Origin of the sequence: Prauserella flavalba (assembly GCF_003202235.1) — a bacterium.
GTDB classification, from domain to species: Bacteria; Actinomycetota; Actinomycetes; order Mycobacteriales; family Pseudonocardiaceae; genus Prauserella_A; species Prauserella_A flavalba.
Genome location: NZ_MASU01000030.1, coordinates 1 through 26,920 on the forward strand (window position 1 = coordinate 1; position 26,920 = coordinate 26,920).

At 69.0% G+C, this 26,920-nt stretch carries 25 protein-coding genes and 2 pseudogenes; 17 read left to right on the plus strand and 10 right to left on the minus strand.

All coding sequences use genetic code 11. From position 1 onward, the window contains the following. From BA062_RS38445 to BA062_RS38475, 6 genes and pseudogenes are all read left to right on the plus strand, one after another. The coding region (locus BA062_RS38445; RefSeq protein WP_168214214.1) for a multicopper oxidase domain-containing protein at positions 1-184 on the plus strand (184 nt) is incomplete at its 5' end. A gap of 510 nt (positions 185-694) precedes the next feature. Beyond that, complete coding sequence (locus BA062_RS38450) at positions 695-964, plus strand: metal-sensitive transcriptional regulator (RefSeq protein WP_110344044.1); 270 nt, start codon at positions 695-697, stop codon at positions 962-964. Positions 965-1,047: 83 nt separating this feature from the next. Then, on the plus strand, positions 1,048-1,362 hold the full coding sequence (locus BA062_RS38455) for a rhodanese-like domain-containing protein (protein WP_210407123.1): 315 nt from the start codon (positions 1,048-1,050) through the stop codon (positions 1,360-1,362). A 36-nt stretch (positions 1,363-1,398) separates the two neighbouring features. Then, entirely contained in the window at positions 1,399-2,781 is a 1,383-nt protein-coding gene (locus BA062_RS38460; RefSeq protein ID WP_110344046.1) for an MBL fold metallo-hydrolase, read from the plus strand. Between the two features lie 3 nt (positions 2,782-2,784). Next, entirely contained in the window at positions 2,785-3,573 is a 789-nt protein-coding gene (locus tag BA062_RS38465) for a sulfite exporter TauE/SafE family protein (RefSeq protein ID WP_110344047.1), read from the plus strand. Positions 3,574-4,414: 841 nt separating this feature from the next. Next, positions 4,415-5,615: pseudogene (locus tag BA062_RS38475) on the plus strand (IS3 family transposase). Here BA062_RS38475 and BA062_RS38480 read toward each other — a convergent pair. Then, positions 5,596-6,885, minus strand: a complete 1,290-nt coding sequence (locus tag BA062_RS38480) for an MFS transporter (protein ID WP_210407124.1) — start codon at positions 6,883-6,885, stop codon at positions 5,596-5,598. The pseudogene BA062_RS38475 and the gene BA062_RS38480 sit on opposite strands and share 20 nt — an antisense overlap. A gap of 522 nt (positions 6,886-7,407) precedes the next feature. Between BA062_RS38480 and BA062_RS38485 the strand changes: the two genes are divergently transcribed. Then, on the plus strand, positions 7,408-7,812 hold the full coding sequence (locus tag BA062_RS38485; RefSeq protein WP_110344065.1) for a MerR family transcriptional regulator: 405 nt from the start codon (positions 7,408-7,410) through the stop codon (positions 7,810-7,812). A 22-nt stretch (positions 7,813-7,834) separates the two neighbouring features. On the opposite strand, the gene BA062_RS38490 is transcribed toward BA062_RS38485, so the two are convergent. The 4 genes from BA062_RS38490 to BA062_RS38505 all read right to left on the minus strand — a co-directional run bounded on the left by BA062_RS38490 (position 7,835) and on the right by BA062_RS38505 (position 11,834). Further along, a complete protein-coding gene (locus BA062_RS38490; protein ID WP_245960230.1) occupies positions 7,835-9,448 on the minus strand; it encodes a peptide chain release factor 3 in 1,614 nt (537 codons plus the stop codon). Between the two features lie 157 nt (positions 9,449-9,605). Beyond that, positions 9,606-10,349 carry a hypothetical protein gene (locus tag BA062_RS38495; protein ID WP_110344049.1) on the minus strand — a complete coding sequence of 248 codons (744 nt, stop codon included), beginning with the start codon at positions 10,347-10,349 and terminating at the stop codon, positions 9,606-9,608. Next, positions 10,346-11,185, minus strand: a complete 840-nt coding sequence (locus BA062_RS38500) for a phosphatase PAP2 family protein (RefSeq protein WP_110344050.1) — start codon at positions 11,183-11,185, stop codon at positions 10,346-10,348. Before BA062_RS38500 ends, BA062_RS38495 begins: the two co-directional genes overlap by 4 nt. 91 nt (positions 11,186-11,276) lie before the next feature. Beyond that, positions 11,277-11,834, minus strand: a complete 558-nt coding sequence (locus tag BA062_RS38505) for a MerR family transcriptional regulator (protein WP_342768985.1) — start codon at positions 11,832-11,834, stop codon at positions 11,277-11,279. A gap of 37 nt (positions 11,835-11,871) precedes the next feature. Between BA062_RS38505 and BA062_RS40135 the strand changes: the two genes are divergently transcribed. From BA062_RS40135 to BA062_RS38525, 5 genes and pseudogenes are all read left to right on the plus strand, one after another. Then, positions 11,872-12,105, plus strand: coding sequence for a DUF2795 domain-containing protein (locus BA062_RS40135; RefSeq protein WP_168214215.1), 234 nt, complete (start codon positions 11,872-11,874; stop codon positions 12,103-12,105). Positions 12,106-12,163: 58 nt separating this feature from the next. Then, the gene (locus tag BA062_RS38515) at positions 12,164-13,852 is read left to right on the plus strand and encodes a ribonuclease J (protein WP_245960231.1); all 1,689 of its coding nucleotides are present in this window, start codon (positions 12,164-12,166) and stop codon (positions 13,850-13,852) included. A gap of 82 nt (positions 13,853-13,934) precedes the next feature. Further along, a pseudogene (locus tag BA062_RS41520) lies at positions 13,935-14,483 on the plus strand (ATP-binding cassette domain-containing protein); the annotation flags it as partial. A gap of 141 nt (positions 14,484-14,624) precedes the next feature. Then, complete coding sequence (locus BA062_RS41525) at positions 14,625-15,533, plus strand: ABC-F family ATP-binding cassette domain-containing protein (protein WP_425453008.1); 909 nt, start codon at positions 14,625-14,627, stop codon at positions 15,531-15,533. Between the two features lie 151 nt (positions 15,534-15,684). Then, positions 15,685-16,011, plus strand: coding sequence for a hypothetical protein (locus BA062_RS38525; protein ID WP_245960232.1), 327 nt, complete (start codon positions 15,685-15,687; stop codon positions 16,009-16,011). Positions 16,012-16,036: 25 nt separating this feature from the next. Here BA062_RS38525 and BA062_RS38530 read toward each other — a convergent pair whose 3' ends face one another. Beyond that, entirely contained in the window at positions 16,037-16,762 is a 726-nt protein-coding gene (locus tag BA062_RS38530) for a polyamine aminopropyltransferase (protein WP_110344055.1), read from the minus strand. 75 nt (positions 16,763-16,837) lie between these two features. Between BA062_RS38530 and BA062_RS38535 the strand changes: the two genes are divergently transcribed. Together BA062_RS38535 and BA062_RS38540 are read left to right on the plus strand one after the other, a co-directional pair. Beyond that, positions 16,838-17,596 (plus strand): hypothetical protein, encoded by a 759-nt coding sequence (locus BA062_RS38535; RefSeq protein WP_110344056.1) that lies wholly within the window; start codon positions 16,838-16,840, stop codon positions 17,594-17,596. Between the two features lie 4 nt (positions 17,597-17,600). After that, on the plus strand, positions 17,601-18,536 hold the full coding sequence (locus BA062_RS38540) for an ADP-ribosylglycohydrolase family protein (protein WP_110344057.1): 936 nt from the start codon (positions 17,601-17,603) through the stop codon (positions 18,534-18,536). 5 nt (positions 18,537-18,541) lie between these two features. On the opposite strand, the gene BA062_RS38545 is transcribed toward BA062_RS38540, so the two are convergent. The 3 genes from BA062_RS38545 to BA062_RS38555 all read right to left on the minus strand — a co-directional run bounded on the left by BA062_RS38545 (position 18,542) and on the right by BA062_RS38555 (position 22,049). Further along, positions 18,542-19,300: a hypothetical protein gene (locus BA062_RS38545; protein ID WP_110344058.1), complete on the minus strand. Its 759-nt coding sequence runs from the start codon at positions 19,298-19,300 to the stop codon at positions 18,542-18,544. Next, a complete protein-coding gene (locus BA062_RS38550; protein WP_168214216.1) occupies positions 19,297-19,545 on the minus strand; it encodes a DUF2795 domain-containing protein in 249 nt (82 codons plus the stop codon). Before BA062_RS38550 ends, BA062_RS38545 begins: the two co-directional genes overlap by 4 nt. Positions 19,546-19,700: 155 nt before the next feature. Next, entirely contained in the window at positions 19,701-22,049 is a 2,349-nt protein-coding gene (locus BA062_RS38555; protein ID WP_245960233.1) for a HelD family protein, read from the minus strand. A gap of 315 nt (positions 22,050-22,364) precedes the next feature. Between BA062_RS38555 and BA062_RS38560 the strand changes: the two genes are divergently transcribed. Together BA062_RS38560 and BA062_RS38565 are read left to right on the plus strand one after the other, a co-directional pair. Further along, positions 22,365-23,867, plus strand: a complete 1,503-nt coding sequence (locus BA062_RS38560; RefSeq protein ID WP_168214217.1) for a SulP family inorganic anion transporter — start codon at positions 22,365-22,367, stop codon at positions 23,865-23,867. A gap of 184 nt (positions 23,868-24,051) precedes the next feature. Continuing rightward, the gene (locus BA062_RS38565) at positions 24,052-24,447 is read left to right on the plus strand and encodes a VOC family protein (RefSeq protein ID WP_110344062.1); all 396 of its coding nucleotides are present in this window, start codon (positions 24,052-24,054) and stop codon (positions 24,445-24,447) included. Between the two features lie 71 nt (positions 24,448-24,518). On the opposite strand, the gene BA062_RS38570 is transcribed toward BA062_RS38565, so the two are convergent. Continuing rightward, a complete protein-coding gene (locus BA062_RS38570; protein WP_110344063.1) occupies positions 24,519-25,148 on the minus strand; it encodes a TetR/AcrR family transcriptional regulator in 630 nt (209 codons plus the stop codon). A 163-nt stretch (positions 25,149-25,311) separates the two neighbouring features. On the opposite strand from BA062_RS38570, the gene BA062_RS38575 reads away from it, so the two are divergent. Then, positions 25,312-26,691: an MFS transporter gene (locus BA062_RS38575; protein WP_210407125.1), complete on the plus strand. Its 1,380-nt coding sequence runs from the start codon at positions 25,312-25,314 to the stop codon at positions 26,689-26,691. Positions 26,692-26,920 lie beyond the last annotated feature (229 nt).

Genomic DNA, 26,920 nt, shown 5'->3' on the forward strand with positions numbered 1-26,920 from the left:
ACTAGCCACCAGCGCAAACCCAGTGGCCGAGCACAGCCTGCGGGACGTGGTGCTCGTGCCGGCGCACGGCTGGGCTCGTCTCCGGGTGAACTTCGCCGACTTCTCCGGCCGCAGCGTCTACCACTGCCACATCCTCGACCACGAGGACGCCGGCATGATGGCCACCATCGAGGTCGCACGCTGACATTCCGCCCGGATTCTTCCCGCAACACGCGCTCCTGCGCCGACCAGGCCCGTGTCCGGGGCGGCATGGCCAGCGCACGGCTGGGCGTCTTCGGGCAGTCCGGCGGGAAACCGACCGCTTCGCTGCCCCGGGCCGGGCGCGCCGGGCTGATCCCCTGTCACCGGCGGTGTGGTGTATGCCGCAGCCACTCGTCTGCGCATACCCCCGGGGGTACCGTGAAGTACAAATGGTCATCGAGCGAAGGAGGCTGACGGATGTGTCGTCGTGTTACGTGTTCGCGGTGTGGGAAAGCCAGCTATGCCGGGTGTGGTCAGCATGTGGAGCAGGTGCTGGCCGGTGTGCCGGCTTCGCGGCGGTGCGCGTGCCCGCCCGAACCGGGCGCCACGGCCCGCGTGTTGCGCCGCCTGTTCGGCCGGGGCTGACCCGCCTGCCCGCGAAGCCGGACACAGCTGAACGACGCCCGCGGAATTACTACCCCCGGGGGTATGTTGAAGCCTGGGGAGGTGGGGCATGGACATGACGCCCGAACTGGTGGGTGACGCGCTGGTGCGATTGCGCCGGGCGCAGGGGCAGCTCGCCGCGGTGATCGGCATGATCGAGACCGGAGACGACTGCGCCACGGTCCTGACGCAGCTGGCCGCGGTGTCGCGGGCACTGGACCGGGCCGGGTTCAAGATCGTGGCCAGCGGGATGCGGCACTGTCAGGCCGCCCGCGACCGGGGCGAGGAGCCCCCGATGACCGAGGCGGAGCTGGAAAAGCTGTTCCTGGCTCTGGCCTGACCCTGTCGGCACGGAAATTCCGTGCCGACCTACGTTCGCTGGATACCCCCCGGGGTATCACGAGGAAGTGGTGGAGGTACGACGTGGCAGTGCGGGAAGCTACAACCGAGGAACTGGAGCGGGCGCTGGCCGAGGGTGCGCGGCTGGTGGACGTGCGCAGCCCGGGCGAGTTCGCCGAAGGGCATGTCCCCGGGGCGGTCAACGTGCCGCTGGAGCAGATCCCCGACGCGGGCCGGGAGTGGGCCGGGCAGCGGGTGTGGCTGATCTGCCAGTCCGGGGCGCGCAGCTTGCGCGCCGCGCAGGCGCTGGCCGCTCTGGACGTGGCGGCGGTGTCGGTGACCGGCGGCACCGCCGACTGGCAGCACAGCGGCCGGCCCGTACGAACCGGAACCAACTGAGGCAGTAACCGCACTCGTGCGAGAAGGAGACAGCACATGCTGGACGTGCAAGTGATCGAGACGTCGTCACTCGGAGACCGCAGCTACCTCGCGCACGACGGCGAGGTCGCCGTCGTGGTGGACCCGCAGCGCGACATCGACCGGATCGTCGCCCTGGCGGGCCGGCTGGGCGTGCGGATCGAGTGGGTGCTGGAAACCCACGTGCACAACGACTACGTCTCCGGCGGGCTGCAGCTGGCCCGGCTGACCGGCGCCCGCTACGGGATCGCCGCGGCCGATGAGGTGCCCTACGACCGGGTGCCGCTGCGCGACGGGGACGTGCTGGAGGTGTCGGCGCGGATGCGGATCCGGCCGGTCGCGACCCCGGGACACACCTTCCACCACCTCTCCTACCTGCTCGACGGCCCCACCGGACCGGAAGGGGTGTTCACCGGCGGCTCGCTGTTGCTGGGCACCACCGGCCGCACCGACCTGCTCGGCCGGGAACACGCCCACGAACTGGCCCGCCGGCAGCGGGCCTCCGCACACCGGCTCGCGCAGCTGCTGCCGGACGGGGCGAGCGTGTGGCCCACCCACGGGTTCGGCAGCTTCTGCTCGGCCACCCAGGCCGACGGGGACGCCTCCACCATCGGCCGGGAGAAGCAGCTCAACCCGGCACTGACCCTGGCCGAAACCGAATTCGTCGAACAGACCCTCGCCGGCCTGGACACCTACCCCGCCTACTACGCCCACATGGGTACGCGCAACACCGCCGGGCCCGACCCGATCGACCTCTCCCCGGTCCGCACCGCCGACCCGGCCGAACTCCGCCGCCGGGTCGACGCCCGGGAATGGGTGGTCGACCTGCGCTCCCGCAAAGCGTTCGTCCACTCGCACCTGGCCGGCACGATCAGCCTCGGGCTGGACGGGCCGATGGCGACCTGGCTGGGCTGGCTCATCGACTGGGGCGCGCCGATCACCCTGCTCGGCGACACCCCTGAGCAGGTCACCCGGGCACAGCGGGAACTCGCGCGCATCGGTATCGACCGGCCCGCCGCCGCAGCCACCGGCGACCCCGCCCGGTGGGCCGGTGGCCGCCACGACCAGGTGACCACCATGGCGACCGCGTCGTTCACCGACCTCGCCCACGCCCTGCGGCACGGCCACGCCGACAACCTGCCCGCCCCGACTGTCGTGCTCGACGTGCGGTTGCCCCACGAGTGGCGCGAATCCCACGTGCGGGGCGCCGTGCACATCCCGCTGCCCGAGCTCCCGCAGCGGGTCGACGAGGTTCCCGCGGGCCCGGTGTGGGTGCACTGCGGCAGCGGCTACCGCGCCGCCGCCGCGGCGTCCCTGCTCGCCCGCGCGGGCCGGACGGTGGTGCTGGTCGACGACGCCTTCGCCGACGCCGCCGACGCCGGCGTCCCCATGGCGGCCTGACCGATGCTGGTGGCCGCCGCCCTGGCCGGGCTGCTGATCGGGCTCGCGCTCGGACTGCTCGGCGCGGGCGGGTCCATCCTGGCCGTGCCCGCCCTCGTCTACGCCGCCGGGCAGCCCCTCGCCTCCGCGATCCCCGCCTCCCTGCTGATCGTCGGCGTGTCCTCGGCGGCAGCGGTGGTCCCGCGGCTGCGGGCCGGCACCGTGCGCTGGCCGGTCGCGCTGGTCTTCGGCGCCGCCGGTGTTCCCGCCGCCTTCGCCGGGGCCGCTCTCGGCCGCCTGGTGCCACCGCGGTTCCTGCTGCTCGGGTTCGCCGTCCTGATGGCCGTCGTCGCCGTCCGGATGCTCCGCGAACCCACCGGCACCGGCGCGGCGGCGTGCCGGACCAACGGCGGCCGGGTCGACTGGCGGGCGTGCCTGCCCAAGGCCCTCGCCGCCGGGATCGCCGTCGGGCTGCTGACCGGGCTCTTCGGCGTGGGCGGCGGGTTCCTCATCGTGCCCGCCCTGACCCTGCTGCTCGGCCTCGACGCCGGCGAAGCGGTCGCCACGTCGCTGGTCATCATCGTGCTCAACTCCGCCGCCGGGCTCGCCGCCCACGCCGACGCGCCCCTCGATTGGACCACCACCGGCGTCTTCGGCGCCGCCGCCGTCCTCACCGCGCTGGCCGGTGGCCGGCTGGCCCGCCGGCTACCCGCCCGGACCATCCGCCGCGGCTTCGCCTGCCTCGTCCTGGTCATCGCCGCGGGCATCGCTGTCACCGCCATCGTCGCCCCGGCCACCCTGCCCACCCGCTGACGGCGTCCTCCGTTCAAGATTCGTGATCGGCCTGAGCGTGGCAAACGAATGCGTGTTTGGCGGGGCGAGCCGATGACGGACAGGAGCGGAAGGCGTACCGAACGCCGGTCTTCTGACCGCCGAACCACTGCCGAAAGCTAGAACCCGGCCAGCACAAGCACCGACGGGAAAGCAGATCTTCCTGGCACGGACTGCTCCACTGGTCACGAGCACGACTCCAAGCGGATCGTGGAACTGCGGCACTCACCCGGCCGACTGACTACGAAACGATCGCCTTGCACAACACGTGTTGTGATCAGTACGCTCTATCAACATAGCCGCTGAGCTGCTGAGACTCCGTCGCAACGTTCACCTCAGGTTGGCGAACCCCGGAGAATGCGGGACGTGCCGCAACGACTGCGTGGACTGCCCCGAGTGCGCAGACGGTGGGTGCGAGATCTGCCTCCCGGCGACGCTGACGCCCCGCACGGCCGCGATGCTCGGCCACGCGCTGGCCGTGCTCGCCGACGAGGCGTACGACTACGTCTACCGCACCGGAATGTGCCGCGACGGAGCGCCCGGCCCGCTCGGCGCCGTGCTCGCCTGCGTTGCCGACCAGGACGAGTGGTTCCTGCGCCGCTACGCCCGTGCCTTCGACGACCTGAGCTCGGACCTTCAGGTCGGCCGGCACCCCACACCGGCGTGCTTCTCCGGAAAACGTCGTGTTGCCGCGCTTCGTGTTGTGCAACGCCGAACGTCGCAAGGTCTCTGCCGTGTCAGGCTGCGGCCAGATGCGAAGACAGCGCGGGATGGACCACCCCGGGTTGGTTGGAGGCTCTGATACCTGGAAGGGTGAGGGGCTATGGCACCACCGAGGAAGTACTCGTCTGAGCTGCGGGAACGTGCGGTTCGGATGGTTTTTGAGCTACGTGAACAGGGCGAGCGGACGGGCACGATCGCCCGGGTTGCGGACCAGCTCGGGGTGCATCGGGAGGCGCTGCGGACCTGGGTCCGGCAGGTCGAGGTCGATAGCGGGAAGCGGCCGGGGACCTCGACCAGTGACGCTCAGCGCATCGCCGAGCTGGAACGAGAGAATCGTGAGCTGCGGCGGGCGAACGAGATCCTGAAAGCGGCGTCTGCGTTTTTCGCCCGGGAACTCGATCCGAAACTGCCGCGCTAGTCGAGTTCGTCGATATCCATCGTGAACAGTTCGGTGTGGAGCCGGTCTGTGTCGTGCTGGAGTTTCCGCCGTCCACGTATTGGGCGGCCAGGAAGCGGGAGTCGGCGCCGTCGGCTCGTGCGGTCCGGGATGAATGGTTGAAAGGAGAGATTCGCAGGGTGTGGCAAGGTCCGGGGCGTGGCCTGTACGGGGCGCGGAAGGTGTGGGGGCAGCTGAACCGGGAGGGCATCGGCGTGGCGCGGTGCACGGTCGAGCGGCTGATGCGTGAGCTGGGCATCGCCGGGGTGACCGCGTCGCGCCGACGGCCCCGCACCACCATACCTGCCGAGGAAAGGCCTCGTGACCTGCTGGAACGTGACTTCACCGCGGATGCGCCGGACCTGCGCTGGGTCGCCGACATCACCTACGTCGCCACGGCTGCCGGCTGGGTGTATACCGCGTTCGTCCAGGACCTGTTCTCTCGCCGTATCGTCGGCTGGCAGGTCGCCGACCACCTGGGTGCCGACCTCGCGCTCGACGCCCTGGAAATGGCGATCTGGACGCGCGGAGGCAGCGTCGACGGCCTTGTCCACCATTCCGATTGAACTCGCCCAATACACGTCGACGATCTTCGCCGAATACTGCGCGAAGAACGGGATCCGCCGTTCGCTCGGCCGGACCGGGATCTGCTACGACAACGCGGTCTCGGAATCGTTCTTCGCGACCTACAAGAAAGAACTCATCCACACTCGCCCCTGGCCGAGTGTCACACATCTTGAACGAGAGACATTCGACTGGATCGAGACCTATCTACAACACGGAACGGCGACACTCCACGCTCGGATACTTGACACCCCGAGAATACGAGCTAGGCTACAGAGAAATCAGTCAGATCGCGGCCTGACACCGTGTCCACAAAAGCGGGAACACTCCAGATCGGCGGCCGACGCGATATCCGTTTCGTCGGCTCCCACGTCGCTCTGCGGCGGCATCGGCGGCGGGGTGCGCACCAGGGCTCCGGCCACGGTGACTGCGAGGGGTAGCGCGGTCATGGCGAGCAGGATGGGCCGGTAGGTGGTGGCGTGGTCGCGGCCGAGGGCGAGCAGCAGGGGCCCAAAGGCGGAGGCACCGACGGTGACCGAGTGCACGACACCACGGATCGCGCCGAGGTGGCGCAACCCGAAGCACCGGGGGAAGGCGAGGGCTTCCAGGGTGCGGATGCCGTTGCCGCAGGCGCCGAGCGCGAGGCCGTAGAGCACGGCGGTGAACCCTGGGCTGAGCCAGCCAGCGCCGGCGGTAGCCAGGGCGAGGGTGGCCATGGTGGTGATGATGAGGACGCGGTCGGAGAAACGGTCGGCGAGCCAGCCGAGCCCGAAGGTGGCGATCAGGCCGGCGATGGTCTGAGGCAGGAAGGTCGCGGCGGCTTCGGTGGCGGTGAGGCCGCGTTCCCCGAGCAGGGATTGCTGGTGGAAGTTCAGCCCGGTGGTGACCAGCGCGCAAGCGCCGACTCCGGCGGTGACGACCCAGAACATGCCGGTGCGCATCGCCTGCGCGAGTGTCCAGTCGACCGGCGGCAGGGAACTGCCCGGCGCGGCTGTGCCGATCTCTTCATCGGTGATCGCACGGGCGGGTGGCCGGCGCGGCAGCAGCAGGAGCGCGGCGGGGATGACCAGCAGCCACACCGCCGCGCCTTCGACGATCCAGACATGGCGCCAGCCCCAGTCCGACACGAGCCGTTCGAGCAGCATCGGCGTGAGCGAGATCCCGGCGGTGCCGACCGCGGACGCGACGCCGATGGCGAAGCCGCGGCGACGGTGGACGTAGATCGCGACGGTGGTCGTGGCAACCAGGTTCAGGGCGCCTTGGCCGCCGATCCGGATGCCGATGAATGCGGCGGTCATCCCGGTGATCTCGCTCGCGGCGGTCGCGGCGATCAGGATGGTGCCGAAGCACAGGGCAATGGCGGCCATGATCCGGCGGGGTCCGTAGCGGTCGATGAGGCGGCCGAGGAACGGCATGACGAACGCGCCGGACAGCGATCCGATCAGGTAGGCCGTCGAGACCGCGGACCGGGAGACACCGAGGTCGTGGATGATCGGATCGACGAACACCGACACCGCGGCGGTCTGTCCGGGAGCGGTGAGCGCCAGCGCGATCGAGGCGGCGGCGATCACTCGTGGCAGGTGCGCGCGCCCCGGCGGTGCGTCGGAAGCCAGGGATGGTGTCGGGGCGGCCGTGCCGGAAGACAAGGTCACGAGTCCTTTCCTGGTGTCGCAGTGGGTCCGCTGGCTGAGCAGGCCGGAGCGCCCGAGCCGGGGATGCGACCGTTGTGGCGGCGGTCCTCGGTCGGGTCGGTACTTTGTGGGGTGGGCCGGGCGATCGATGCATCCGGTCGCCGACGCGAGCCGATGGCCGCTACGCATTCGGTCAGCGGCCTGACCGGGAGAAAGGTCGTGCGGCAGTAGTGGTCCTGCAGCGTTGATGTCAACCCAGCACTGTGATCAGTTTATCGCGGCGAGGGACCGGCGGTGGTGTCGTCGTGATGGAGGTCTCGCCGCTGCCCCACGCGATGCGCCCGGTCGTCACCGACCGTCGATACTGTTACGTGAGGGCATTGTTGGTGGTGTCGTCGCCGGGTGGACGGTGCGTTACCGTGGAGAGCCTGGTCGAGGGAAGGATTCGGTGTGGGCGAGCAGATGCAGATCGGCGAGGTGGCCGAGCGCACCGGGCTGTCCCTGCGCACGATCCGCTATTACGAGGAAGTCGGGTTGGTCGTGCCCAGCGCGCGCAGCCAGGGAGGCTTCCGGCTCTACACCGAACCCGACGTCGACCGGCTGCAGTTGATCAAGCGGATGAAGCCACTGGGATTCCAGCTGGAGGAAATGCGCGACCTGCTGGCCATCCTCGACCCGACGCCGGACAGCCCGGAGATCGCCGATCCGGCAGCGCGACTGGCGGAGTTCAGCGAAACCGCGAAAAAGGCGTGCGACGATCTGCGGGCGAAACTGGTCATCGCCGAAGAGTTCGCCTCGCTGTTGCGCGCCCACATCACGGCCTCGCGCCCCAAGCGCCCGGACGCTGCGGGGAAGTCGCGACGCTGACCCGCCGTCCGGGTCCGGTGATTCAGTTTCCTTCGGCGACGAGGGATTCGAGCACCAGCTCGGGATGTGCGCGCAGCAGGAGCCGCAGGTCCATCTCTTCGGCGAACAGAGCCAGTTCGGCGCCGTCGACGCGGGTGAGGACTTCGCTACGGCGGCCGTTGTCGACGATCGGCCGTTGGCTGGTGTCGGCGAGTCGCCGGACCGCGTTGTAGGGCAGGCGTTCCAGGTGGATGGGTGAGGTGAACTCGGTCTCCATCCGATGCGCGGCGACTTCGAACTGCATCGGACCGACCGCGGCGAACACCGGGGCCGCATCGCCGCGCCGGTCCGAGCGCAGCACCTGGACCACGCCCTCCGCGCCGAGTTGTTCGACACCCTTGCGGAACTGTTTCGCCCGACCGAGGTCGGCGGGCCGGGCGACGGCGAAGTGCGCGGGCGCGAAGTTCGGCAGCCCGGGAAATCGCACCGGCGGCTTATCGGTGTAGAGGGTGTCGCCGACCCGCAGGGCGGTGGCGTTCACCAGCCCGATGACGTCTCCGGGGTAGGCGGTGTCGAGCGTGGCGCGTTGCTGCCCGAAGACCTGCTGGACGTACTTGGTGGCGAACGGTTTGCCGGTGGAGGCGTTGGTGACGACCATCCCGCGTTCGAACACGCCGGAGCACACGCGGGCGAAGGCGACCTGGTCGCGGTGGGCCGGGTCCATGCCGGTCTGCACTTTGAACACGAACGCCGAGAACGGGGCGTCCAGGGCGCGTGTCGCGCCGTCGGTGTCGGTGCGCGGGGTGGGCCGGGGTGCGAGTTCGACCAGCAGGTCCAGGAGGTGGCGGACGCCGAAGTTGCGGACGGCCGCGCCGAACAGCACCGGGGTCGCCGTGGCGTCGAAGAACCGGGCCACGTCGAACTCGCCGCCGGACGCCTGCAGCAGTTCCGCCTCCTCCGCTGCCTGGGTCCAGTCGTCCCCGAGGTCGGCGGCGGCTTGCTGCGGGGTGAGTCGCTCTTCGGGAGCGATGGTGGCTCCGCCCGCGGTGTGCTGGTAGCGGATGAGGTCCCCGCTGGTGAGGTCGAGCACTCCACGCAGATGCCCGGCCACCCCGACCGGCCAGGTCAGCGGCATGGGTTGCAGCCCGATCCGCTCGGTCAGTTCGTCGCACAGCTCCAGGGCTTCTCGTCCGGGGCGGTCCCATTTGTTGATGAACGTGATCACCGGGATACCGCGGTAGCGGCAGACGTCGAACAGCTTCAACGTCTGTGGTTCCAGGCCCTTGGCGGCGTCGAGCAGCATGACCGCGGAGTCCACCGCGGACAGGACCCGGTAGGTGTCCTCGGAGAAATCCGCGTGGCCAGGGGTGTCCAGCAGGTTGATAACGGTGTCGCCGTAGGCGAATTGCAGCGCGGCGGAGGTGATCGAGATGCCGCGGGTGCGTTCCATCTCCATCCAGTCCGAGGTCACCCCGCGCCGGCCCGCCTTGCCGTGCACCGCGCCCGCCTCGGAGATCACGTGCGCATGCAGCGCCAGCGCCTCGGTGAGCGTGGACTTGCCGGCGTCGGGATGGCTGATGACCGCGAAGGTCCGCCGCCGCCTCGCCTCAGCGATGACGTCCGTCCGCTGGGCCTGGGCTGTGCTGCTTGCCGTCACACGCAACTCCTGCCGGGCTTTGACGGGCCCGATCGCTCCACTGACTTCCAAGCCCAAGTCTACCCTCACGTGAGGGTATTGTAGAGTGCGGCTTGCTCATGACGGGAGCATCTGCCGGTGGGGTGACCTTGTTGCCCCACCGGTTCCACTTCCGGGTTCAGGGCTGCGTGCCGGGCCCGAGGACCTGATGGAACCGGTCTTGCTGGGGCGCGCACGTGTACTCCCCGGCGGGGAACGTCTGGGGGTGACCGTCGATCGTTCCCGTGGCCGCCTGCTCGATCCGGATGGTCATCGACGTACGGACCAGGTGCGGGTCTCGGCGGTGCCGGGTTACCAGGATGCCGTGCTCGTGCGGGTGCACGACGAGGTCCTCGACCCGCTCCTGCTGACCGGTGTCGTGGCGGATAGCCAGTTCGCCGTGCAGGGCCCAGCGCTCGGCGGTGTGGTCGTACCAGTCGTGCGAGGTCGAGATGGCCACGGCCGGAGTGGGGCGCAGGACCAAGTTCTCCCAGGTGGCCACCGTGGCGACGGTGGCCGGGGCGAGCACGCCGCATCGCCAGAACGCGGCGCACCGCCGAGCGGCGGCCATGAGGGACGCGTCTCCGGCGACCACCAGGCGGATGTCTCCGGCGACCGGGATCCGGCCGAATTCCGGTACGGCGGCCAAATCGAGCAGCGACCACTGGCCGGTTGCGCCGGCGCGCACGGCATCACGGATCTGCCGGCTGTCGTGACCCGCGTCTCGGATGACCGCGACGCGTCCCGTGCCGATGTTCGCCGGCCACAGCCGATGCTCAGCCTCGTCGCTCACGAGGTAGGACACGGCGCGCGTGAGGGATCGCAGCCGCAGGTGACGACCGCGACCGGAGTCGGACCACGCACTGTGCAGCCGGATGGTCATCGGGGATCCCGGGTGCGGCGTTCACGCGACGCCGTCGACAGCGTTCCGGTCGAGCGCGCGCCAAGCTGGTCCGGCGCCGGAAGCACCTCGGCAGTGCGCGTGATGCCCATCAATGCCAGTCCTCTTACCCGCTCGTGCTGTCGTAGCGGCGCTGGTGGCTGCGTCAGTCGACCGTCACTGACGCGGCCGTTCGTGTTGCGGTTGCGGAAACTGGCGACACGGTGACCTGGGACCGTCTGGGGCTCGGGTTCGTGTCGTGTAGGGCCGACGAGCCATCGCCAACGGCCCAGCGACCGCTGGTGGCCGATCAATCGGGCCCCCGGCCGTTGAAGCGGCAGGATGACCAGGAGCGCGACGGTGCCGCCGAGCGCCAGGCCGGCCGCCACGTCGTGGGGGTAATGCACGCCGACGACCACGCGCGACAACGCCGCCAACAGCGCGGCGGGAATCGCCCAGAACGCGGCTGAGCGGCAGGCGAGAACCGCGGCGAACCCAGCGGCGCCGGCGGCAACCGAGTGGTTGCTGGGAAACGACCAATCGCCCGGAGGAGGACACGCGACGATCCTGGCCTGCGTGAGGGCAGCGCACGGTCGCTGCTCGCGCACCACGGACTTGACGGCTTCGCTGACCAGATAGGCCACCGCGGCGCCCGCAGGGCCGAGCAGGGCGAGGGCAAGCGCTCTCGGGTTGCCACGCCGAGCCCGCCACCATGACCACAGCATTCCCGCGGCGAACACGAACAACACCGCGTCGGTTCCGATCGCGGCGACAGGACGCGTCCAGGCAGGCATCCCCAGGGCGAACCCGACGATGTCGCGATACCACCACACGCTCACAGTCGGCACGTCCGTTCCAGCGATCTGATCCGGGATAGTCAACCGCCGGCCTTCACCGTTCCGACGGGCACCGCGTGGCGCCCCGAGGTGCTCAACACGGCGTGTTTTCGCGACTCGTGCCGACGGCCAGGCGTGTCCGGCGCTCCTGCAAGGTCGCCAGGAACTCGCGCGCGGCGCTCAGTCGGGCGCGCAGTTCGCCGCACCGGCGGTCGGCGGTGCGGCTGAAGCCGCGCAGCGAATCCAGCCGTTGCTCCTCGGTCGGCTTGCCTGCTGCGGAATCGGCCAGATCCGGCGCCAACAAGGACAGCAGCTCACGCATCTCGTCGAGCTTGAAGCCCAGCGCCTTCATCTGCCGGATGAGGCCCAGGCGCCTCAGGTCCGCTGCGGTGTAGAGCCGGAACCCGCCCTGGCTGCGGGTGTCGGGGGTGACGAGCCCGACTTCCTCGTAGTGCCGGATCGTGCGCAGGGACAGCCCGGTGCGCTCGGCCACCTCGCCGATCTGCATGTGTTCACTCACGCCAAACCTCGATTCCTGCCCAAAGCGCGCCGGGTGCACAGCGGTGACGGCCGGCACGTCGCGCCAGGGGGAGGGGGTGAGCGCGACCGCGGCCACTGTCGGGGCAGTGAACGCGAACGTGCCGACCGTCACCGCAACTCTACTCTCACGCGAGAGTACTGTGCATGGGGTGGCTGACATTGACGAACAACGCATCCAGCAGGTGACCCGTATCGAGATCATCGACGCCGTGGACACGGCCTTCGCCGACTCGTCGGCGACCAAGCAGGAGATCATCACCGCGGCCGTGCAGCACGAAAGCCGCGACGACGTGCTGGCGCTGCTCGACCGGCTCCCCGCACGCACCTTCGGACACGTCCGCGACCTGTGGGACTACCTGCCCGACGTCCCGCTCGGCGAGTGAGGGCACCTGTGGCGCACCCGAGCAAGACCCACACCGCACTCTCACGGAGCGTGAGAGTATGACGTCCCCAGTTCGATCCCCGATGGCTGACCTGCCCGCTCTGCCCGACGATGCGCTGCGCATCGTCGCCCTGGGCGGGCTCGGCGAGATCGGCCGGAACATGACCGTGTTCGAGCATCAGGGCGCACTGCTGGTCGTTGACTGCGGGGTCCTCTTCCCCGAGGAACACCAGCCCGGGGTGGACGTGATCCTGCCGGACTGGACCGCGCTCCGCGACCGGCTCGCGGACATCACGGCGATCGTGCTCACGCACGGGCACGAAGACCACATCGGCGCCGTGCCGTACCTGCTGGCCGAGCGTCCCGACATTCCCGTGATCGGGTCCCGGCTCACCCTGAGTTTCCTGTCCGCCAAGCTCACCGAGCACCGCATCACCCCGGCGCTGGTCGAAGTCCGGGAAGGAGGAAAACTTGACCGCGGGCCCTTTTCGCTGGAATTCCTCGCGGTCAACCACTCCATTCCGGATGGTCTCGCCGTCGCCGTGCGGACGCGTGCGGGCCTGGTGCTGCATACCGGCGACTTCAAAATGGACCAGTTCCCCCTGGACAAGCGCATCACCGACCTGCGCGGCTTCGCCCGGCTCGGCGAAGAAGGTGTCGATCTGTTCCTGGTGGACTCCACCAACGCCGACGTTCCCGGTTTCACCACCTCCGAGCGGGACCTGGCGCCCGCCATCGAGGCCGTGTTCCGCACCGCACCGCGCCGGGTGATCGTCTCCAGTTTCGCCAGTCACGTGCATCGCATCCAGCAGGTCCTCGACGCCGCCCACACCCACGGCCGGAAGGTGGCCTTCGTCGGCCGGTCGATGGTCCGCAACATGGGTCTGGCCTGCGAACTGGGCTACCTCACCGCACCCGACGGCCTGATCGTGGACACGCAGACGTTGGAGCGCCTGCCGGACAACAAGGTGACCCTGGTCTGCACCGGATCGCAGGGCGAGCCGATGGCCGCGCTCGCCCGCATGGCCAGTGGCAGGCACACCATCAACGTCGGCGACGGGGACACCGTGCTGCTGGCCAGTTCCCTCATACCCGGCAACGAAAACGCCGTCTACCGCATCATCAACGGCCTCACCGCGCGAGGCGCGAACGTCGTGCACAAAGGCAACGCCAAGGTGCACGTGTCCGGTCACGCCAGTGTCGGGGAACTGGTCTACTGCTACAACATCGTGCGCCCGTCCAACGTCGTGCCCATCCATGGCGAAGCGCGTCACCTGAAGGCGAACGCGGATCTGGCACTCAGTACCGGTGTCGCGCGTGATCGTGTGCTCATCGCGGGCAACGGCGACGTCATCGATCTGCATGACGGCCACGCCGCGATCACCGGTGCGGTCGAGGTGCATGAGGTCTACGTCGACGGTCACACCGTCGGTGTGCTGACCGAGGATTCCCTGGCCGAACGGCGCGCCCTCGGCCAGGATGGGGTGCTGACCGTCATCGCGCTCATCGACCGCGACACCGGTCTGCTCGCCGAGGGGCCCGACGTCATCGCGCGCGGGTTCGTGCACGACGAGTCGGCCTTCGAATCCCTGGCCCCGGTTCTGGAGAAAACCCTCGCCGGTGCGGCCGAACGCGCCGTCACCGCCACCGCCGAACTCGAACGCCGGATCGTGCGCGCCACGGAAAGCTGGGCACGCAAGGCATTGCGCCGACAGCCGGTCGTCGTCCCCGTCGTCATCGACGCCTAGCCCGGCGAATGTCTCGGCCAGTACGTCCCACTCAGCACTCTGGAGTCCGCCTGTGATCACCGCGACCGATCTCGAACTGCGTGCCGGCGCGCGTCTCCTGCTGGCCGGTGCCACGCTGCGCGTGCAGCCGGGCGACCGCATCGGGCTCGTCGGCCGCAACGGCGCCGGGAAGACCACCACCCTGCGCGTGCTGGCCGGCGAAGCCCAGCCCTACGCCGGGCAGGTCCGTCCCGCGACCGAACTGGGCTACCTGCCCCAGGACCCCCGCGAGGGCGACCTGTCGGTGACCGCCCGGAACCGGGTCTTGGCCGCGCGAGGTCTCGACGAACTGCTCGCCGGGATGACGAAAGCCCAAGCTGCCATGGCGGAACTGGCCGACGAGCGCGAACGGGACGACGCGGTCCGCACCTACGGGCGGCTGGCGGAACGCTTCTCCACGCTCGGCGGCTATACGGCCGAAAGTGACGCCGCCCGGATCTGCGCCAACCTGGGCTTGGACGACCGCGTCCTGGGCCAGCCGTTGCGTACCCTCTCGGGCGGGCAGCGCCGCCGCGTGGAACTGGCGCGCATCCTGTTCGCCGCCTCGGAATCCGGCGCCGGCGGGCGCTCGGGCACTACGTTGCTGCTCGACGAGCCCACCAACCATCTCGACGCCGACTCGCTGTCCTGGTTGCGGGGGTTCCTGCGCGGCCACACCGGCGGTCTGGTGGTGATCAGCCACGACGTCGAGCTGCTGGCCGAGGTGGTGAACAAGGTGTGGTTTCTCGACGCCGTGCGGAGCGAGGTCGATGTGTACAACATGGACTGGAAGCGCTACCTCGGCACCCGCGCCGCTGACGAGGCGCGGCGTCGTCGGGAACGCGCCAACGCGGAGAAGAAGGCGTCGGCGTTGCAGCAGCAGGCCGCGAAACTCGGCGCGAAAGCCAGCAAGGCGGTCTCGGCGAAGAACATGGCCCGGCGCGCGGACACGATGCTCTCCGGACTTGACGAGACCCGCCGGTCGGACAAGGTCGCCAAGATCGCCTTCCCCGAGCCCGCGCCGTGCGGCAAGACCCCGCTCATGGCCACCGGATTGTCGAAAACCTACGGCTCCTTGGAAATCTTCACCGGCGTCGACCTCGCCATCGACCGCGGCTCGCGAGTGGTCGTGCTTGGACTCAACGGCGCGGGAAAGACCACGCTGCTGCGCCTGCTCGCCGGCCGGGAAGCCCCCGACAGCGGCGACGTGCTCGCCGGGCACGGACTGCGGATCGGCTACTACGCCCAGGAACACGAAACCTTAGACCCCGATGCCACGGTCTGGCAGAACGTCCGCCACGCGGCACCGGACACCGGCGCCCAGGAACTGCGCAACCTGCTCGGCGCCTTCCTGCTCACCGGCGAGCAACTCGACCAGCTCGCCGGCACACTCTCCGGAGGCGAGAAGACTCGCCTCGCGCTCGCCGGCCTGGTCTGCGGCGCCGCGAACGTCCTGTTGCTGGACGAACCGACCAACAACCTCGACCCGGCCAGCCGCGAACAGGTCCTCGACGCGCTGCGCCGCTATCCCGGCGCGGTCGTGCTGGTCACGCATGACCCCGGCGCCGTCGAAGCCCTGGAACCCGAACGCGTCATCCTGCTCCCCGACGGTGCCGAGGACCACTGGTCAGCGGACTACCTCGATCTCGTCCAGCTGGCCTAACCCCCTGGGGAGCGACAGCACGCCCTTAACTCTTCCGTAACGTCACAGTGGAGTCGGAGATATGGTGCACAGCGATCGGTCATTAGGGACAACGTCCGATGGAAACAACACCGCTGCGGCGGAGCAGCGGCTCCCGAGGCAGTTTCTGTCCGTGCAGGCATACAACGCGGCTCACCCGAACCAGCTCATCCCGGCCGACCACTCTGGGCGCCTGCGCGGCTACCACGCCGCCATGGTGGGCGTCGAAGACGACGTGACTGGAACCGGATACGCCATGACCGTGGACTTCCTTCCGGGAGGTGCCCCGCTGCCGGACGAGCCGGACCGTCTCGGCACTGTGGTGGCGACGCACTGGGGCCGGGGCCCGGTGCTCGTCCTCGCCGAAGACGTTCCCCTGCGCGCGGCCTGGAAGGCCATCACCGGGCAGTGGCCCACGCGGCTGTCCGAGGTGCGCGTCGCGCTCGCGACCCTGAGTTAGCACCCGCATTCGCCGGTGGTTCGGGTCAGGATTCCGGCCGCGCCGTGGCGAGGTAGAGGGTGGCGGTCGCGTCCCGGTTCTGCAGTGGATTGGCGAACGTGACGACCTCGGCCCGCGCCTGCGCGAACACCGAGTCGAGGGCGGTGAGGAACCCCTGATCGGGCGGGTCGTTCGACCAGAGGCCGAACACGCCATTGGGGCAGAGATATTCGGCGAGGCGTCGCAATCCTGCCGGTTCGTAGAACTCCCGGTGGCTGGGGTCCAGGACGTGACGTGGGGAATGGTCGATGTCCACCACGATGGCATGGAATTGCCGCCACGGCGCCGTGGGATCGAGTCCCTCCGGCGACCGGAGCATCGCGAAGAAATCGCCGTGCACGAACCGGCACCGCCGATCCGAAACCAACGGTGGTTCGGTGGGAATCAGCTCGTTCTCATGCCACTCGATCACCACGTCGAGCGCTTTCACCACCGACAACGACCGCACTCGCGGGTCGGCCAGCACGGCCTGCGCGGTATAGCCGAGGCCGAGTCCACCGACCAGAACATCCAGGTCCCCTCCGGGCAGTTCCGCCAGCGCCCGGCGCGCCAGCTCCGTTTCGGCGACGGTGAACAGGCTCGACATCAAGAACTCGTCGTCGAGCTTGATCTCCAGCACGTCCCGGTCCACCGTGGCGTCCCAGCGTCGGCGCAAGCTGAGCTCGCCCAACGGGGTCGAGCACCAATCGAGTTCCTGGAAACGCCTGTTCATCGGAAATCCTCACCTGCACCGCCGCGGACACCCAAACCGTAGACCCTACCGTCACGTGAGAGTAGAGTAGGGGTTATGGACGTGGCGGTGGCCGGAGGGCAGACAGCGACCACCAGCCACCAACTGGACCCGCTGCAACGGGGCTTGCTGACCGTCTTCCGATCCCTGCCGCGCACCGCCGAATCGGTACCGGGACGTCCCACTCCGCTGGTGCTGGATGTCGGAGACGTGGTCGTCCTGGTGAGCGGCACCGACCGCGGCAGTCCCGCGACCCGCGACGCGGTGCTCGACCTGGCGACGGACGCCGGCGTCGTCGTGCTCGATGATCTGCCTGGCCGCACACCGACCGGCCGGGTGAGCCTGGTGCTGGCCACGCACCACACCGCCGCCACCGCCGCGCAACACGTCGCGGTCCGCTGCCGCGCGCCGGTCCTGCTCCCGGACGGCCGGTGCGTCACGCCCGGCCCCTTGCGCCTGTGGGTGCGCCCAGAACCCACCCTGACCCTGACGCGCCCGGATGGCAGGCAGGACGTCGTCCTGCACGATCTACATCTGCGCGACGTGGCCGATCCCGACGACGAACACCCGGCTGTCGTCGACGTGTTCGCTCACCCCTCGGGCAGTGGCCTGCTGCTGGGGATGACCGACGGCGGTGCGGGCGCCACGGTCGCCCTGTCCACCGGACCGCGCTGCGTGCGGGTTCCGGCGCCGACCACGGCCACCCTCGACGGCGTCACCCGAACCATCGCGCCGGGGACCTACCGCATCGACCTGGCCCACCCGCCGCTGTACCGGCTCCACGCCGAGTCGGCGGCCCGACCCGAGACCGGATGACCCGATGACCATCGCCACCACCCCCATCACCCGTGACCGAGCGCGCGGACTGCTGCTGGGGCTCGCCCTCGGCGACGCCTTGGGCGCCCCGTTCGAGGGCCGGGACAGCGTCGACCCCGCGGACCTCGTCGCCGAGGAGCTGGCGCCCAGCGGGCTCGTGCACACCGACGACACCGCGCTCGCCCTCGTCCTCGCCGAACACCTCGCCGAGCACCGCGAGACCACCGTCCTGGAGGAGGACCTGCTCGCCCGTGAGTTCGCCGACGCGTGGCGGGCCGAACCGTGGCGTGGCTACGGCAGCGGCACGCCGAAGGTCTTCGGACTCATCAACGCCGGCGTCCCGTGGCGCGACGCCACGCGCGCCTTCTACCAAGGGCAGGGATCCTTCGGCAACGGCGCCGCGATGCGCGTCGCGCCGATCGCGCTGGCCGGAACGAGCCTGCACCACGCCGCCGAACTCGCCCGCCGCAGCGCCGCCGTCACCCACGCCCACAAACACGGGCAACACGGCACCGCCTGCCAGGCCGCCGCAGCCTACCTGGCGCTGCACAGCGACCCGACACACCCGCTCCCGGTGCCGGCGTTCCTGCACGACCTCGCCCGCGTGGTGCGTTCCGGCCCCTGGCACGAGAAGCTCGACCGCATCGCCGAACTCGTCCGCCGCCGCCCGGAACCCCAACACGCCGCCACCGCGCTCGGCAACGACGCATCGGCGCTGGGGTCGGTACCCACGGCGCTGCTGGCGTTTCTCCTGAATCCCGACCGGGCGAACGACGCGATCCGCTACGCGATCCGGGTGGGCGGTGACACCGACACCATCGCCGCCATGGCCGGGGCGCTCGCCGGGGCACGAACCGGCGCCGCCGCCCTGCCCGCGGCGTGGCTGCGGCGGCTGGCTGCGGCCAGGAGACTGCGGGCACTGGCCGACCGCCTCAGTTAAGTGGCTCAGCCCTGCTCGCCGGGCAGAGCAAGGTGTCCGTAGCGCTCCGGTTGTGCGACGAAGGTGTAGGTCCCGGCGGGAAAGATCTGCGCGTGGCCGTCGATCGTGCCCTCGGTCGGCAGGTCAACGCGCAGCACCAGAGAAGTGGTCCCCAGGCGAGCCCGCTCGTGGCGGTCACCGTGCACCCGGTCGATCACGATCCCGTCGGTACCGGGCTCGACCGCGATCGCGGTCACCCCCGTCGCCGGCCCGGTGCGGGTTCGATACGTCAGCGAACCCGAGATCTCCCACCGGGACGCGCTGTGATCGCAGAGGCCGTCAGCGGTCGTGACCGCCACAGCCGGACGCTCCCGGCACGCAAGATCTGCAGGGTCGACTGCCGGGTCGAGAACACGGCACCGCCAGAAGGCAGCGCACCGGTGCGCCGCCTGGCTCACCGCGGGATTCGCCGCGACCACGACCGCGATGTCGTCGGCCGGAGGAATAGCGCCGAACGCCGGCACGGTCGGCAGATCGAGCAGTGGCCATCCGTGTCCGGTCGCTGCAGCCTTGACCGCGGCACGGACCGCGCGGCTGCCACGATCGAATCCGCCGATCAACGCGACCCGCCGCGCTGGCGTGTCCGATGGCGGACGGCGGATCGCCGCCGTGTTGTCAGCGAGCAGGTGCAGCAGCGCCGCGCGAATCGCCGCGTCGCGGATCGGTGAACGTCCCGCTCGTTCTTGGGTGGCGTCCGACCAGGCGGTGTAAAGGCGGATCGTCACGGCGCCTCGCTGCCGAAGGACACGTCCGGCAGTTCGGACAGCACCTCCATCAGCGACTCGAACCGGCGGTCGGGCAGTCGGTTCAGCGCGGCGAACACGGCAGGCCGGGCCTGGCTGGCCAGCGCCGCGTTGAGCAGGTCCGCCACCCGCGGTCGGTCAACCACGAACGCGTTCTCCACGTGGACGCAGAATTCCGGCACCGTGACCGGCGCTGTCGACGTGTCGGCCACGCCTTCCGCACTCATCTCCCACTTCCCGTCGGCTGGTTGCTTCGGCTGATCGCAACGCGGGGGAAGCATCGAACGGCCGGCGCAAGACCGACGTGCCGGTCGTCGTCCCGCCGGTCAGCTTCGCGGCGTCGTGGACGCGAGCCGACCTGCGGTGCTGCTTCCCTGCTGGGTCAGCCCACTTGTACGTCTGCCGCCCGATCGAGGATCTCCACGGTCTCCGCGTCGGTGCGACTCTCGGGTGTCTTCGCGAACTCCAGGTAGCGCGAGACGGGCCCGTGGTGGGTCAGGTGAAGCTCGTGCATGGCCCGAGTGCAGGCGATGTAGAGCATGCTCTTGTCCATCTCGTTGGCGTAGTTCTCCTCGTCCACGTGCGGGACGATCACCGTGTCGAATTCCAATCCCTTGGCGATGTGTGCCGAGGTGATGACGACGCCGCCGGCGAACGCGGTGCTGTCGTAGTCGAGAAAGGTCAGCTCAACTCCAGCCTGCGACAAGGTCTCGTGGAGCGTTTTCGCCTCGGCGACCGTTTTGCAGATGACGCCGAGGGACTGGTGGTCGCTGTGGCTGTGCCGCTTGACGAGGGTCAGGATCTGCACCTCCTGGTCCTGCTGGTTCGCGCAGGCGATGACCTGGGGCCGTGGTCCGTGGCGCTCGATCGGGATAAGCTTGTCGTTGCGGGAGATGTGCTGGGCGAAACCGGTGATCTCGGTGGTGGAGCGGTAGCTCTTGCACAGCTCCAGGCAGTCAGCCTCCGGGAAGATGCTGTGGATGGTCGACAGCGACGAGGAGCTGAACGGGTTGACCGACTGGTTCGAGTCGCCCAAGATCGTCATCTTGCACGAGAAAAGCTCGCGCACGACGGCGTACTGGATCGGGCTGTAGTCCTGCATCTCGTCGACCAGCAGATGACGGATGTGGCTGTAGCTGTCCTGCCGGGCGGTTTTGATCATGGTGTAGATCAGCGGGAACACGTCGGCGTACTCGATCTTCTTCCGGCCTAGTGGCGTGAACAATCCGCGGCGGGCCGGGTCGTCGGTGTAGAACGCCCTGTAGAGCGCGAAGGCGTCCTTGTCACCGAACATGGCGCGGACCTGCTTGCGGACACCGGCGGTGTCGGCGGCGGTCCACTTGCCACCCCGATCCACGACCTGCTGTTTGAGCAACTGGACGGCGCGGCCGGCCACACCGTCGAGCCGCGTGAAGACCGGGAGGTCCCGCAGTTCGGCGAAGGTGTCCGCGACCCATTCGGCGGAGAGCCGGGTGCGGTTCTGCGTGATCTCAGCGGGGGCGAACCCGTCGTGCGAACGTGCGGTGATCCACTCGTCGAGGCGAGTGACGAACTCGGGGGTCGCCTTGAAGCGCATGCGCTCCGCCGCCGCTTCGTCGATCCGGTCGAGGAGGTCGACGACCTGTTCGCTGAAGGTCTGATAGCCGGTGACCTTCGCCAGGAACCTGCCGGCGATCTTGTCGAAGTCGATCTCCGCGATCTGCTCCTCGCCCAGCTCGGGGAGCACGTTGGCGATGTAGTCGCCGAACACCTTGTTGGGAGAGAGGATCATGACGTTGTCCGAGGAGAGGGTGTCCTTGAAGCGGTAGAGCAGGAACGCCACCCGGTGCAGCGCGATCGACGTTTTCCCGGAGCCCGCCACGCCTTGCAGGATCAGCACCTGCGCGGTCTCGTTGCGGATCACCGCGTTCTGTTCCCGCTGGATGGTCGCGACGATGTTGCGCATCTTCTCGTCGGCCGACCGGCTCAGCTCCCGCTGCAAGACGTCGTCACCGATGCTCAGCGAGCTGTCGAACATGTACTCCAGGCGCCCACCGGAGATCTTGTACTGGCGCTTGCCCGTGATCTCGCCATGGACGGCGCCCTGGGGAGCCTCGAAGTGGGCTTCGCCCGTCTCGAAGTCGTAGTAAAGGCTGGACACCGGCGCTCGCCAGTCGTGGATCACGATCTCCTGAGTCTCGGGATCCGAGAGGTTGTGCACGCCGATGTAGTGGGTGCCGGTGTCCGGTTCGCCGTGCCGGTGAAAGTCGACGCGCGCGAAATAAGGGGACTCCAGGAGCTTCTCGATGCGTTTCCGGGTCATCATCGCGTGCTCACCGAGAACGACGGACATGTTCACCGATTCACGGAAATTCGCCTTCTCGGCGAAGTCCATGTCACGCAGGTTGTCCCACATGTACTGCTTGTGCTCGTCGACAGTCCGGACGGACTTGTCGATGGACGCGCTCAGCCGCTCCAGCTCTATGGTCAGCAGCCGCACCGTCTCGGCCAGGTACCGGCGCTCGCGTTCTTCATCGCGTGACTGCACGTCCGTCAATGCCGTCTCCAGGTCGGTTATCCACGTAGAACCTACTGTCACGTTAGAGTAGAGTACCAGGTTCGACGTGGCGCTGACCGCTCCCTGGCCGTGTGCGTCACCCCGTCGACGGTTGCCATGCCGGGCTCGTCTTGGCCGTAGCCGCCCACTACGTGGACGAGCTGAACTAGTACTCGAACGTGATCCGGCCCTCATTTGACCTTGGCTGCCGCATCGGATGGCGATCTCTCGTCTAACGTGAGGTGAGAGTTGCCGACGACGGTGGCGATCTTGCCGCCGGACCGCCGGGGTCACCGAAGCCCCCGACTCCGTTACCCGGGCCGAGGAGCCTTCCGTGCGTGCCGAGCAGGTGCTGTGACCCGTTTGAGCTAGTCCGCGTTCGTCGATCAGTGTCCCGGGCCTGTGACGGCACCCGCGTCCGTCCGCCCACTGTGTCCTCACGCCGCGCCATGGCAGCGCGGTGGTGACGTTTGCGCCCGACGGGCGCCCGAGCATGTCAGGTTGATTCGCTTGTCAAATCTCTTGTCCCTGGGTTCCGCGCGCCTGCGCGGCGCTCGCCCGTCGTGGCTGTCACCCAAGGTTGCCCGCACCGAGGTCCTCGGCGGTCTCGTGGTGGCGCTGGCATTGATCCCGGAAGCGATCTCGTTTTCGATCATCGCCGGGATCGACCCCAGCGTCGGCCTGTTCGCCTCGTTCACCATGGCCGTGGTGATCTCCGTCGTCGGTGGTCGCGCGGCGATGATCTCCGCAGCCACCGGCGCGATCGCCCTGGTGGTCACCCCGTTGGCCCGCGAGCACGGGCTGGGCTACCTGATCGCCGCCGTGATCCTCGGCGGGCTGTTCCAGATCGTGCTCGGCTCGCTCGGGGTGGCGCGGCTGATGCGGTTCGTGCCACGCAGCGTGATGGTCGGCTTCGTCAACGCGCTGGCCATTCTGATCTTCCTGGCCCAGGTGCCCGAGCTGATCGACGTGCCGTGGCCGGTCTACCCGCTGTTCGCCGGCGGCCTGGTGCTCATGGTGCTGTTCCCGAGGTTCACCAAAGTGGTCCCCGCGCCGCTGGTGTCCATCGTGGCGCTGACGGTGCTTACCGTCGCTGCCGGGATCGCGGTCCCCACGGTCGGTGACAAGGGTGCGCTGCCGTCGTCGCTGCCGGTGCCGGGCATCCCGGACGTGCCGTTCACGCTCGGCACGCTCGGCACCATCGCCCCGTACGCGCTCGCGTTCGCCTTGGTCGGGCTGATGGAGTCGCTGATGACCGCGAAGCTGGTCGACGACATCACCGACACCCATTCGAACAAGACCCGCGAGGCTATCGGTCAGGGCGTGGCGAACGTGGTGACCGGGTTCTTCGGTGGCATGGGCGGCTGCGCGATGATCGGCCAGACCATGATCAACGTCAAGACCGCCGGCGCCCGGACCCGGCTCTCGACGTTCCTCGCTGGAGTCTTCCTGATGGTCCTGTGCCTGGTGTTCGGGCCGGTGGTGTCCGAGATCCCGATGGCGGCACTGGTCGCGGTGATGGTGCTGGTCGCGTTCGGCACCTTCGACTGGCACAGCATCGCCCCGGCGACCCTCAAGCGGATGCCGGTTGGTGAGATCACCGTCATGGTGGTGACCGTCGCGGTGGTCGTGGCCACCGACAACCTCGCCATCGGCGTGGTCGTCGGCACGATCACCGCGATGGTCATCTTTGCCCGCCGAGTCGCGCACCTGGTCGAGGTCACCGCGGCCACCGACCCCGACGGCGGCCAGGTCGTCTACGCCGTGACCGGCGAGCTGTTCTTTGCCTCCAGCAACGACCTCGTCTACCAATTCGACTACGCGAACGACCCGGATACCGTCGTCATCGACCTCACCAACGCCCACATCTGGGACGCCTCCACCGTCGCCGCCCTCGACGCCGTCACCACCAAATACGAAGCCCGCGGCAAGGCCGTGGAGATCATCGGACTGAACAAGCACAGCGCCCGCATGCACGGCAAGCTGTCCGGCGAACTCGCCGGAAGCCACTGAAAACCGGGGGCCGTCGCGCCGCCGATGTTGCTATCGTCGGCGGCGTGACTGCCGGGTCGGCCGCGTGCCGTGAGCGAGATGGGTTCCCGGCCGCTCCGTGATCGTGTGGCGGGCCCGAGCCCCGCCGCCTTTCCTTCCTGATTCGACGAGCCAGCACGACGTCAACAGAGGAAGGAGTTCACGCATGACCGACGTACGTTTCGACCACACCATTATCGCCGCCAGGGACAAGAACGAGTCCGCGCGGTTCTTCACCGACATCTTCGGCCTGCCCGAGCCACAGGAGTCCGGAGTCTTCCTGGCCGTGTACCTGAGCGACGGCCGGGTGCTCGACTTCGCCGAGCCGCCCATCGACTTCCCCGGCCAGCACTACGCGTTCCAGGTCGACGACGAGACCTTCGACCGGATCATGGAACGCATCCGCGCCCGGGAAGTTCCGTTCTTTGCCGGCCCCCGGCAACTGCGGCCGGGCGAGATCAACACCAATCACGGCGGGCGGGGCGTCTACTTCGACGACCCGTCCGGCCACCACCTGGAAGCGCTCACCGCCCGCTACGCCGGCTATCCCAGCCTGACGTGAGGGCCGCGGGCTGCACCGGGACCAGGTCGGCGCAGCCCGCCATCGGACGGTTCACGAAGGCGCGGGCGGGCTCACGGGGTAGCGGCGGTGGCGCGCGTGTCGGTGGCGAACAGCCGGTCGAGATGCCGGTGCAGCACCGCCCATGCCTCGTCGACGGTGCGCTGCCCGATGACGACGCTCGTGCCCAGGCCGTGATTGAGCGCCAGGAGGTGCGCCACTTCCACAGCGATGTCCGTGCCCGGCGGGAGCTGACCGGCGGCCTCCGCCCGTCGCAGGGCGTCGGTGAGTTGCCGCTCCAGGTTGTCCACCCCCGCGACGAACGGTTCCTCGACGAGGTCGGAATCGGTCATCGCCAGCACCGCATACGAGGTCCCGACCAGGTGGAACACCCGACTTTGCTCGTCCGTGGGCAGCGCCTCGGCCAGGAACGCTCCGATGAACGCCCGCGGTGAGACCGGGTCCGGTAGCTCCGCCAGCCGCCGCGCCCACCGCTGGTGACTTTGTCGCTCCAGATGCCGTAGGGCACCGACCATGAGCTGAGCCTTGGTGTCGAAGTAGTACTGCACCAGACGCAACGAGACTCCTGCCTCGGTGGCCACGGCCCGCATCGTCACCGCGTGCAGACCGTCCCGCCCCGCGACTCGAACCAAGGCGTCGGCGATGTGCGCGCGACGCTCCTCGTGGTCCACAGTCCTCGGCACGTCACTCCTTCCAGCCATCGTTATGATACGCCGGTATATGATACCGATGTATCACCATGTTGCTTGCGGTCGACCGGAAGTGGGCGGGGCGTTGCGAAATCGGCAGACATCTGGCAGCCGGAGCGCCACCGGCTCGTCGAGCGGTACCACGGCGGGAACCGCGATTGTGCTCGCGCTGGCGTGTGCGCCGCAGTTCATGGTTGTGCTCGACATTTCGGTGGTCAACGTCGCGCTTCCCTCGATCCAGCGGGCGCTCGGGTTCGACGAGGCCGGACTGCAGTGGGTGGTCAACGCCTACGCGCTGACCTTCGCCGGTTTCCTGCTGCTCGGCGGCCGGTTCGCGGATCTGTTCGGCCGCAAGAGGATCTTTGTCCTCGGGCTTGTCCTGTTCTCCGGCGCCAGCCTGGCCGGCGGGCTGGCGAACTTGTCGTCCCTGCTGATCGTGGCGCGCGCCGTGCAGGGCCTGGGCGCCGCCGTGCTCGCCCCAGCCACCCTGACCGTCCTGACCACCACCTTCTCCGAAGGCACCGCGCGAACGCGGGCCTTGGCCACCTGGACCGCAGTGGGGATCGCGGGCGGCACGGCCGGCAACCTCGTCGGCGGTGTGCTCACCGAGTACCTGCCATGGCGGTCGATTCTGCTGATCAACGTCCCGATCGGCGCCGTCGCCATCTTCCTGGCTTCCCGCTTCCTTATGGCAGACCGTGGACGCGGGTCGAGACGCCGGCTCGACGTCGCGGGGGCGGCGCTGGCCACCGCCGGTCTCGCGTCGCTGACCTACGGCATTGCCCAAGCCCGCACCTACGGCTGGAGCGCGCCGGTGACGATCGGCGCCCTGACCGCCGGAGCCGTCGCGGTGGCGCTGTTCGTGATGGTGGAGGCGAGATTCGCCCGTGCGCCGCTGATCCCGCTGCGTCTGTTCCGATCGCGGGCGCTCTCCGCAGGGAACGTGGCGATGCTGCTGGCCGGAGCCTGCCTAAACCCGATGTGGTACTTTTTGACCCTGCACATGCAGAAGGCTCTGAACTACAGCCCGCTCCAGACCGGCCTGGGTTTTCTCCCGCATACGTTGGTGGCGATTGTTGTTGGGGCGCGCGTGACACCGTGGCTGATGCGACACGTCGAAGGCCGGACGCTGATCGTAGCCGGGGCTCTGATCGCCGCCGCCGGGTTCTGGTGGCAGAGTCAGATCACCGCAGACAGCGGCTACCTCGCCGGAATCCTGGGACCGGCGATCGTGTTCTCGGTCGGCAGCGGGCTGCTCAACACCCCGATCACCACCACGGTCACGTCCGGTATCGACGCCGCAGACGCCGGCGCCGCCTCCGGGTTGATGAACACCACCAAGCAGTTCGGCGGCGCGCTCGGACTCGCCGTGCTGGTCACCATCGCCGGAAGCCACCTCGCCACCCCGGACGCGCTGGCCGCGGACTACGGACGCGCGTTCCTGACCATCGCAGCGATCCTGGTGGCCGTCGCCGCGGTCGCGCTCACCCTGCCCGGACAGCGGGATGGCGAGCGTCGCCGTGCGGTGAACGACTGACCTGCCGCCATGGGCCACTACGTGGTGGCGGTCAGACCATGGTGGAGGTGGTAGCGCTTGCCACGTAACGGGCGTACGCCTGGCGTAGTGGCGAAGATGTCGTGCAGCTCGTCGTAACGCCATGGAACAGGCGACGGGGGCGACGGCGTTGCAGGGTGATGATCAGCAGGCGAGAGCGCCGTTCCGCCGGATTGGTGATCTAATTAGCATGTACAGCTGCGTGGCTAGT

What these genes read in the sequence shown, in the direction of transcription:
- BA062_RS38465 (WP_110344047.1), top strand. Translation starts at nt 2,785, where the DNA reads ATGCTGGTGGCCGCCGCCCTGGCCGGGCTGCTGATCGGGCTCGCGCTC.
- BA062_RS38535 (WP_110344056.1), top strand. Translation starts at nt 16,838, where the DNA reads ATGGACGTGGCGGTGGCCGGAGGGCAGACAGCGACCACCAGCCACCAA.
- BA062_RS38540 (WP_110344057.1), top strand. Translation starts at nt 17,601, where the DNA reads ATGACCATCGCCACCACCCCCATCACCCGTGACCGAGCGCGCGGACTG.
- BA062_RS38530 (WP_110344055.1), bottom strand. Translation starts at nt 16,762, where the DNA reads ATGAACAGGCGTTTCCAGGAACTCGATTGGTGCTCGACCCCGTTGGGC.
- BA062_RS38495 (WP_110344049.1), bottom strand. Translation starts at nt 10,349, where the DNA reads ATGACCATCCGGCTGCACAGTGCGTGGTCCGACTCCGGTCGCGGTCGT.
- BA062_RS38450 (WP_110344044.1), top strand. Translation starts at nt 695, where the DNA reads ATGGACATGACGCCCGAACTGGTGGGTGACGCGCTGGTGCGATTGCGC.
- BA062_RS38550 (WP_168214216.1), bottom strand. Translation starts at nt 19,545, where the DNA reads ATGAGTGCGGAAGGCGTGGCCGACACGTCGACAGCGCCGGTCACGGTG.
- BA062_RS38555 (WP_245960233.1), bottom strand. Translation starts at nt 22,049, where the DNA reads ATGAGGGCCGGATCACGTTCGAGTACTAGTTCAGCTCGTCCACGTAGT.
- BA062_RS38460 (WP_110344046.1), top strand. Translation starts at nt 1,399, where the DNA reads ATGCTGGACGTGCAAGTGATCGAGACGTCGTCACTCGGAGACCGCAGC.
- BA062_RS38515 (WP_245960231.1), top strand. Translation starts at nt 12,164, where the DNA reads ATGACGTCCCCAGTTCGATCCCCGATGGCTGACCTGCCCGCTCTGCCC.
- BA062_RS38565 (WP_110344062.1), top strand. Translation starts at nt 24,052, where the DNA reads ATGACCGACGTACGTTTCGACCACACCATTATCGCCGCCAGGGACAAG.
- BA062_RS38485 (WP_110344065.1), top strand. Translation starts at nt 7,408, where the DNA reads ATGCAGATCGGCGAGGTGGCCGAGCGCACCGGGCTGTCCCTGCGCACG.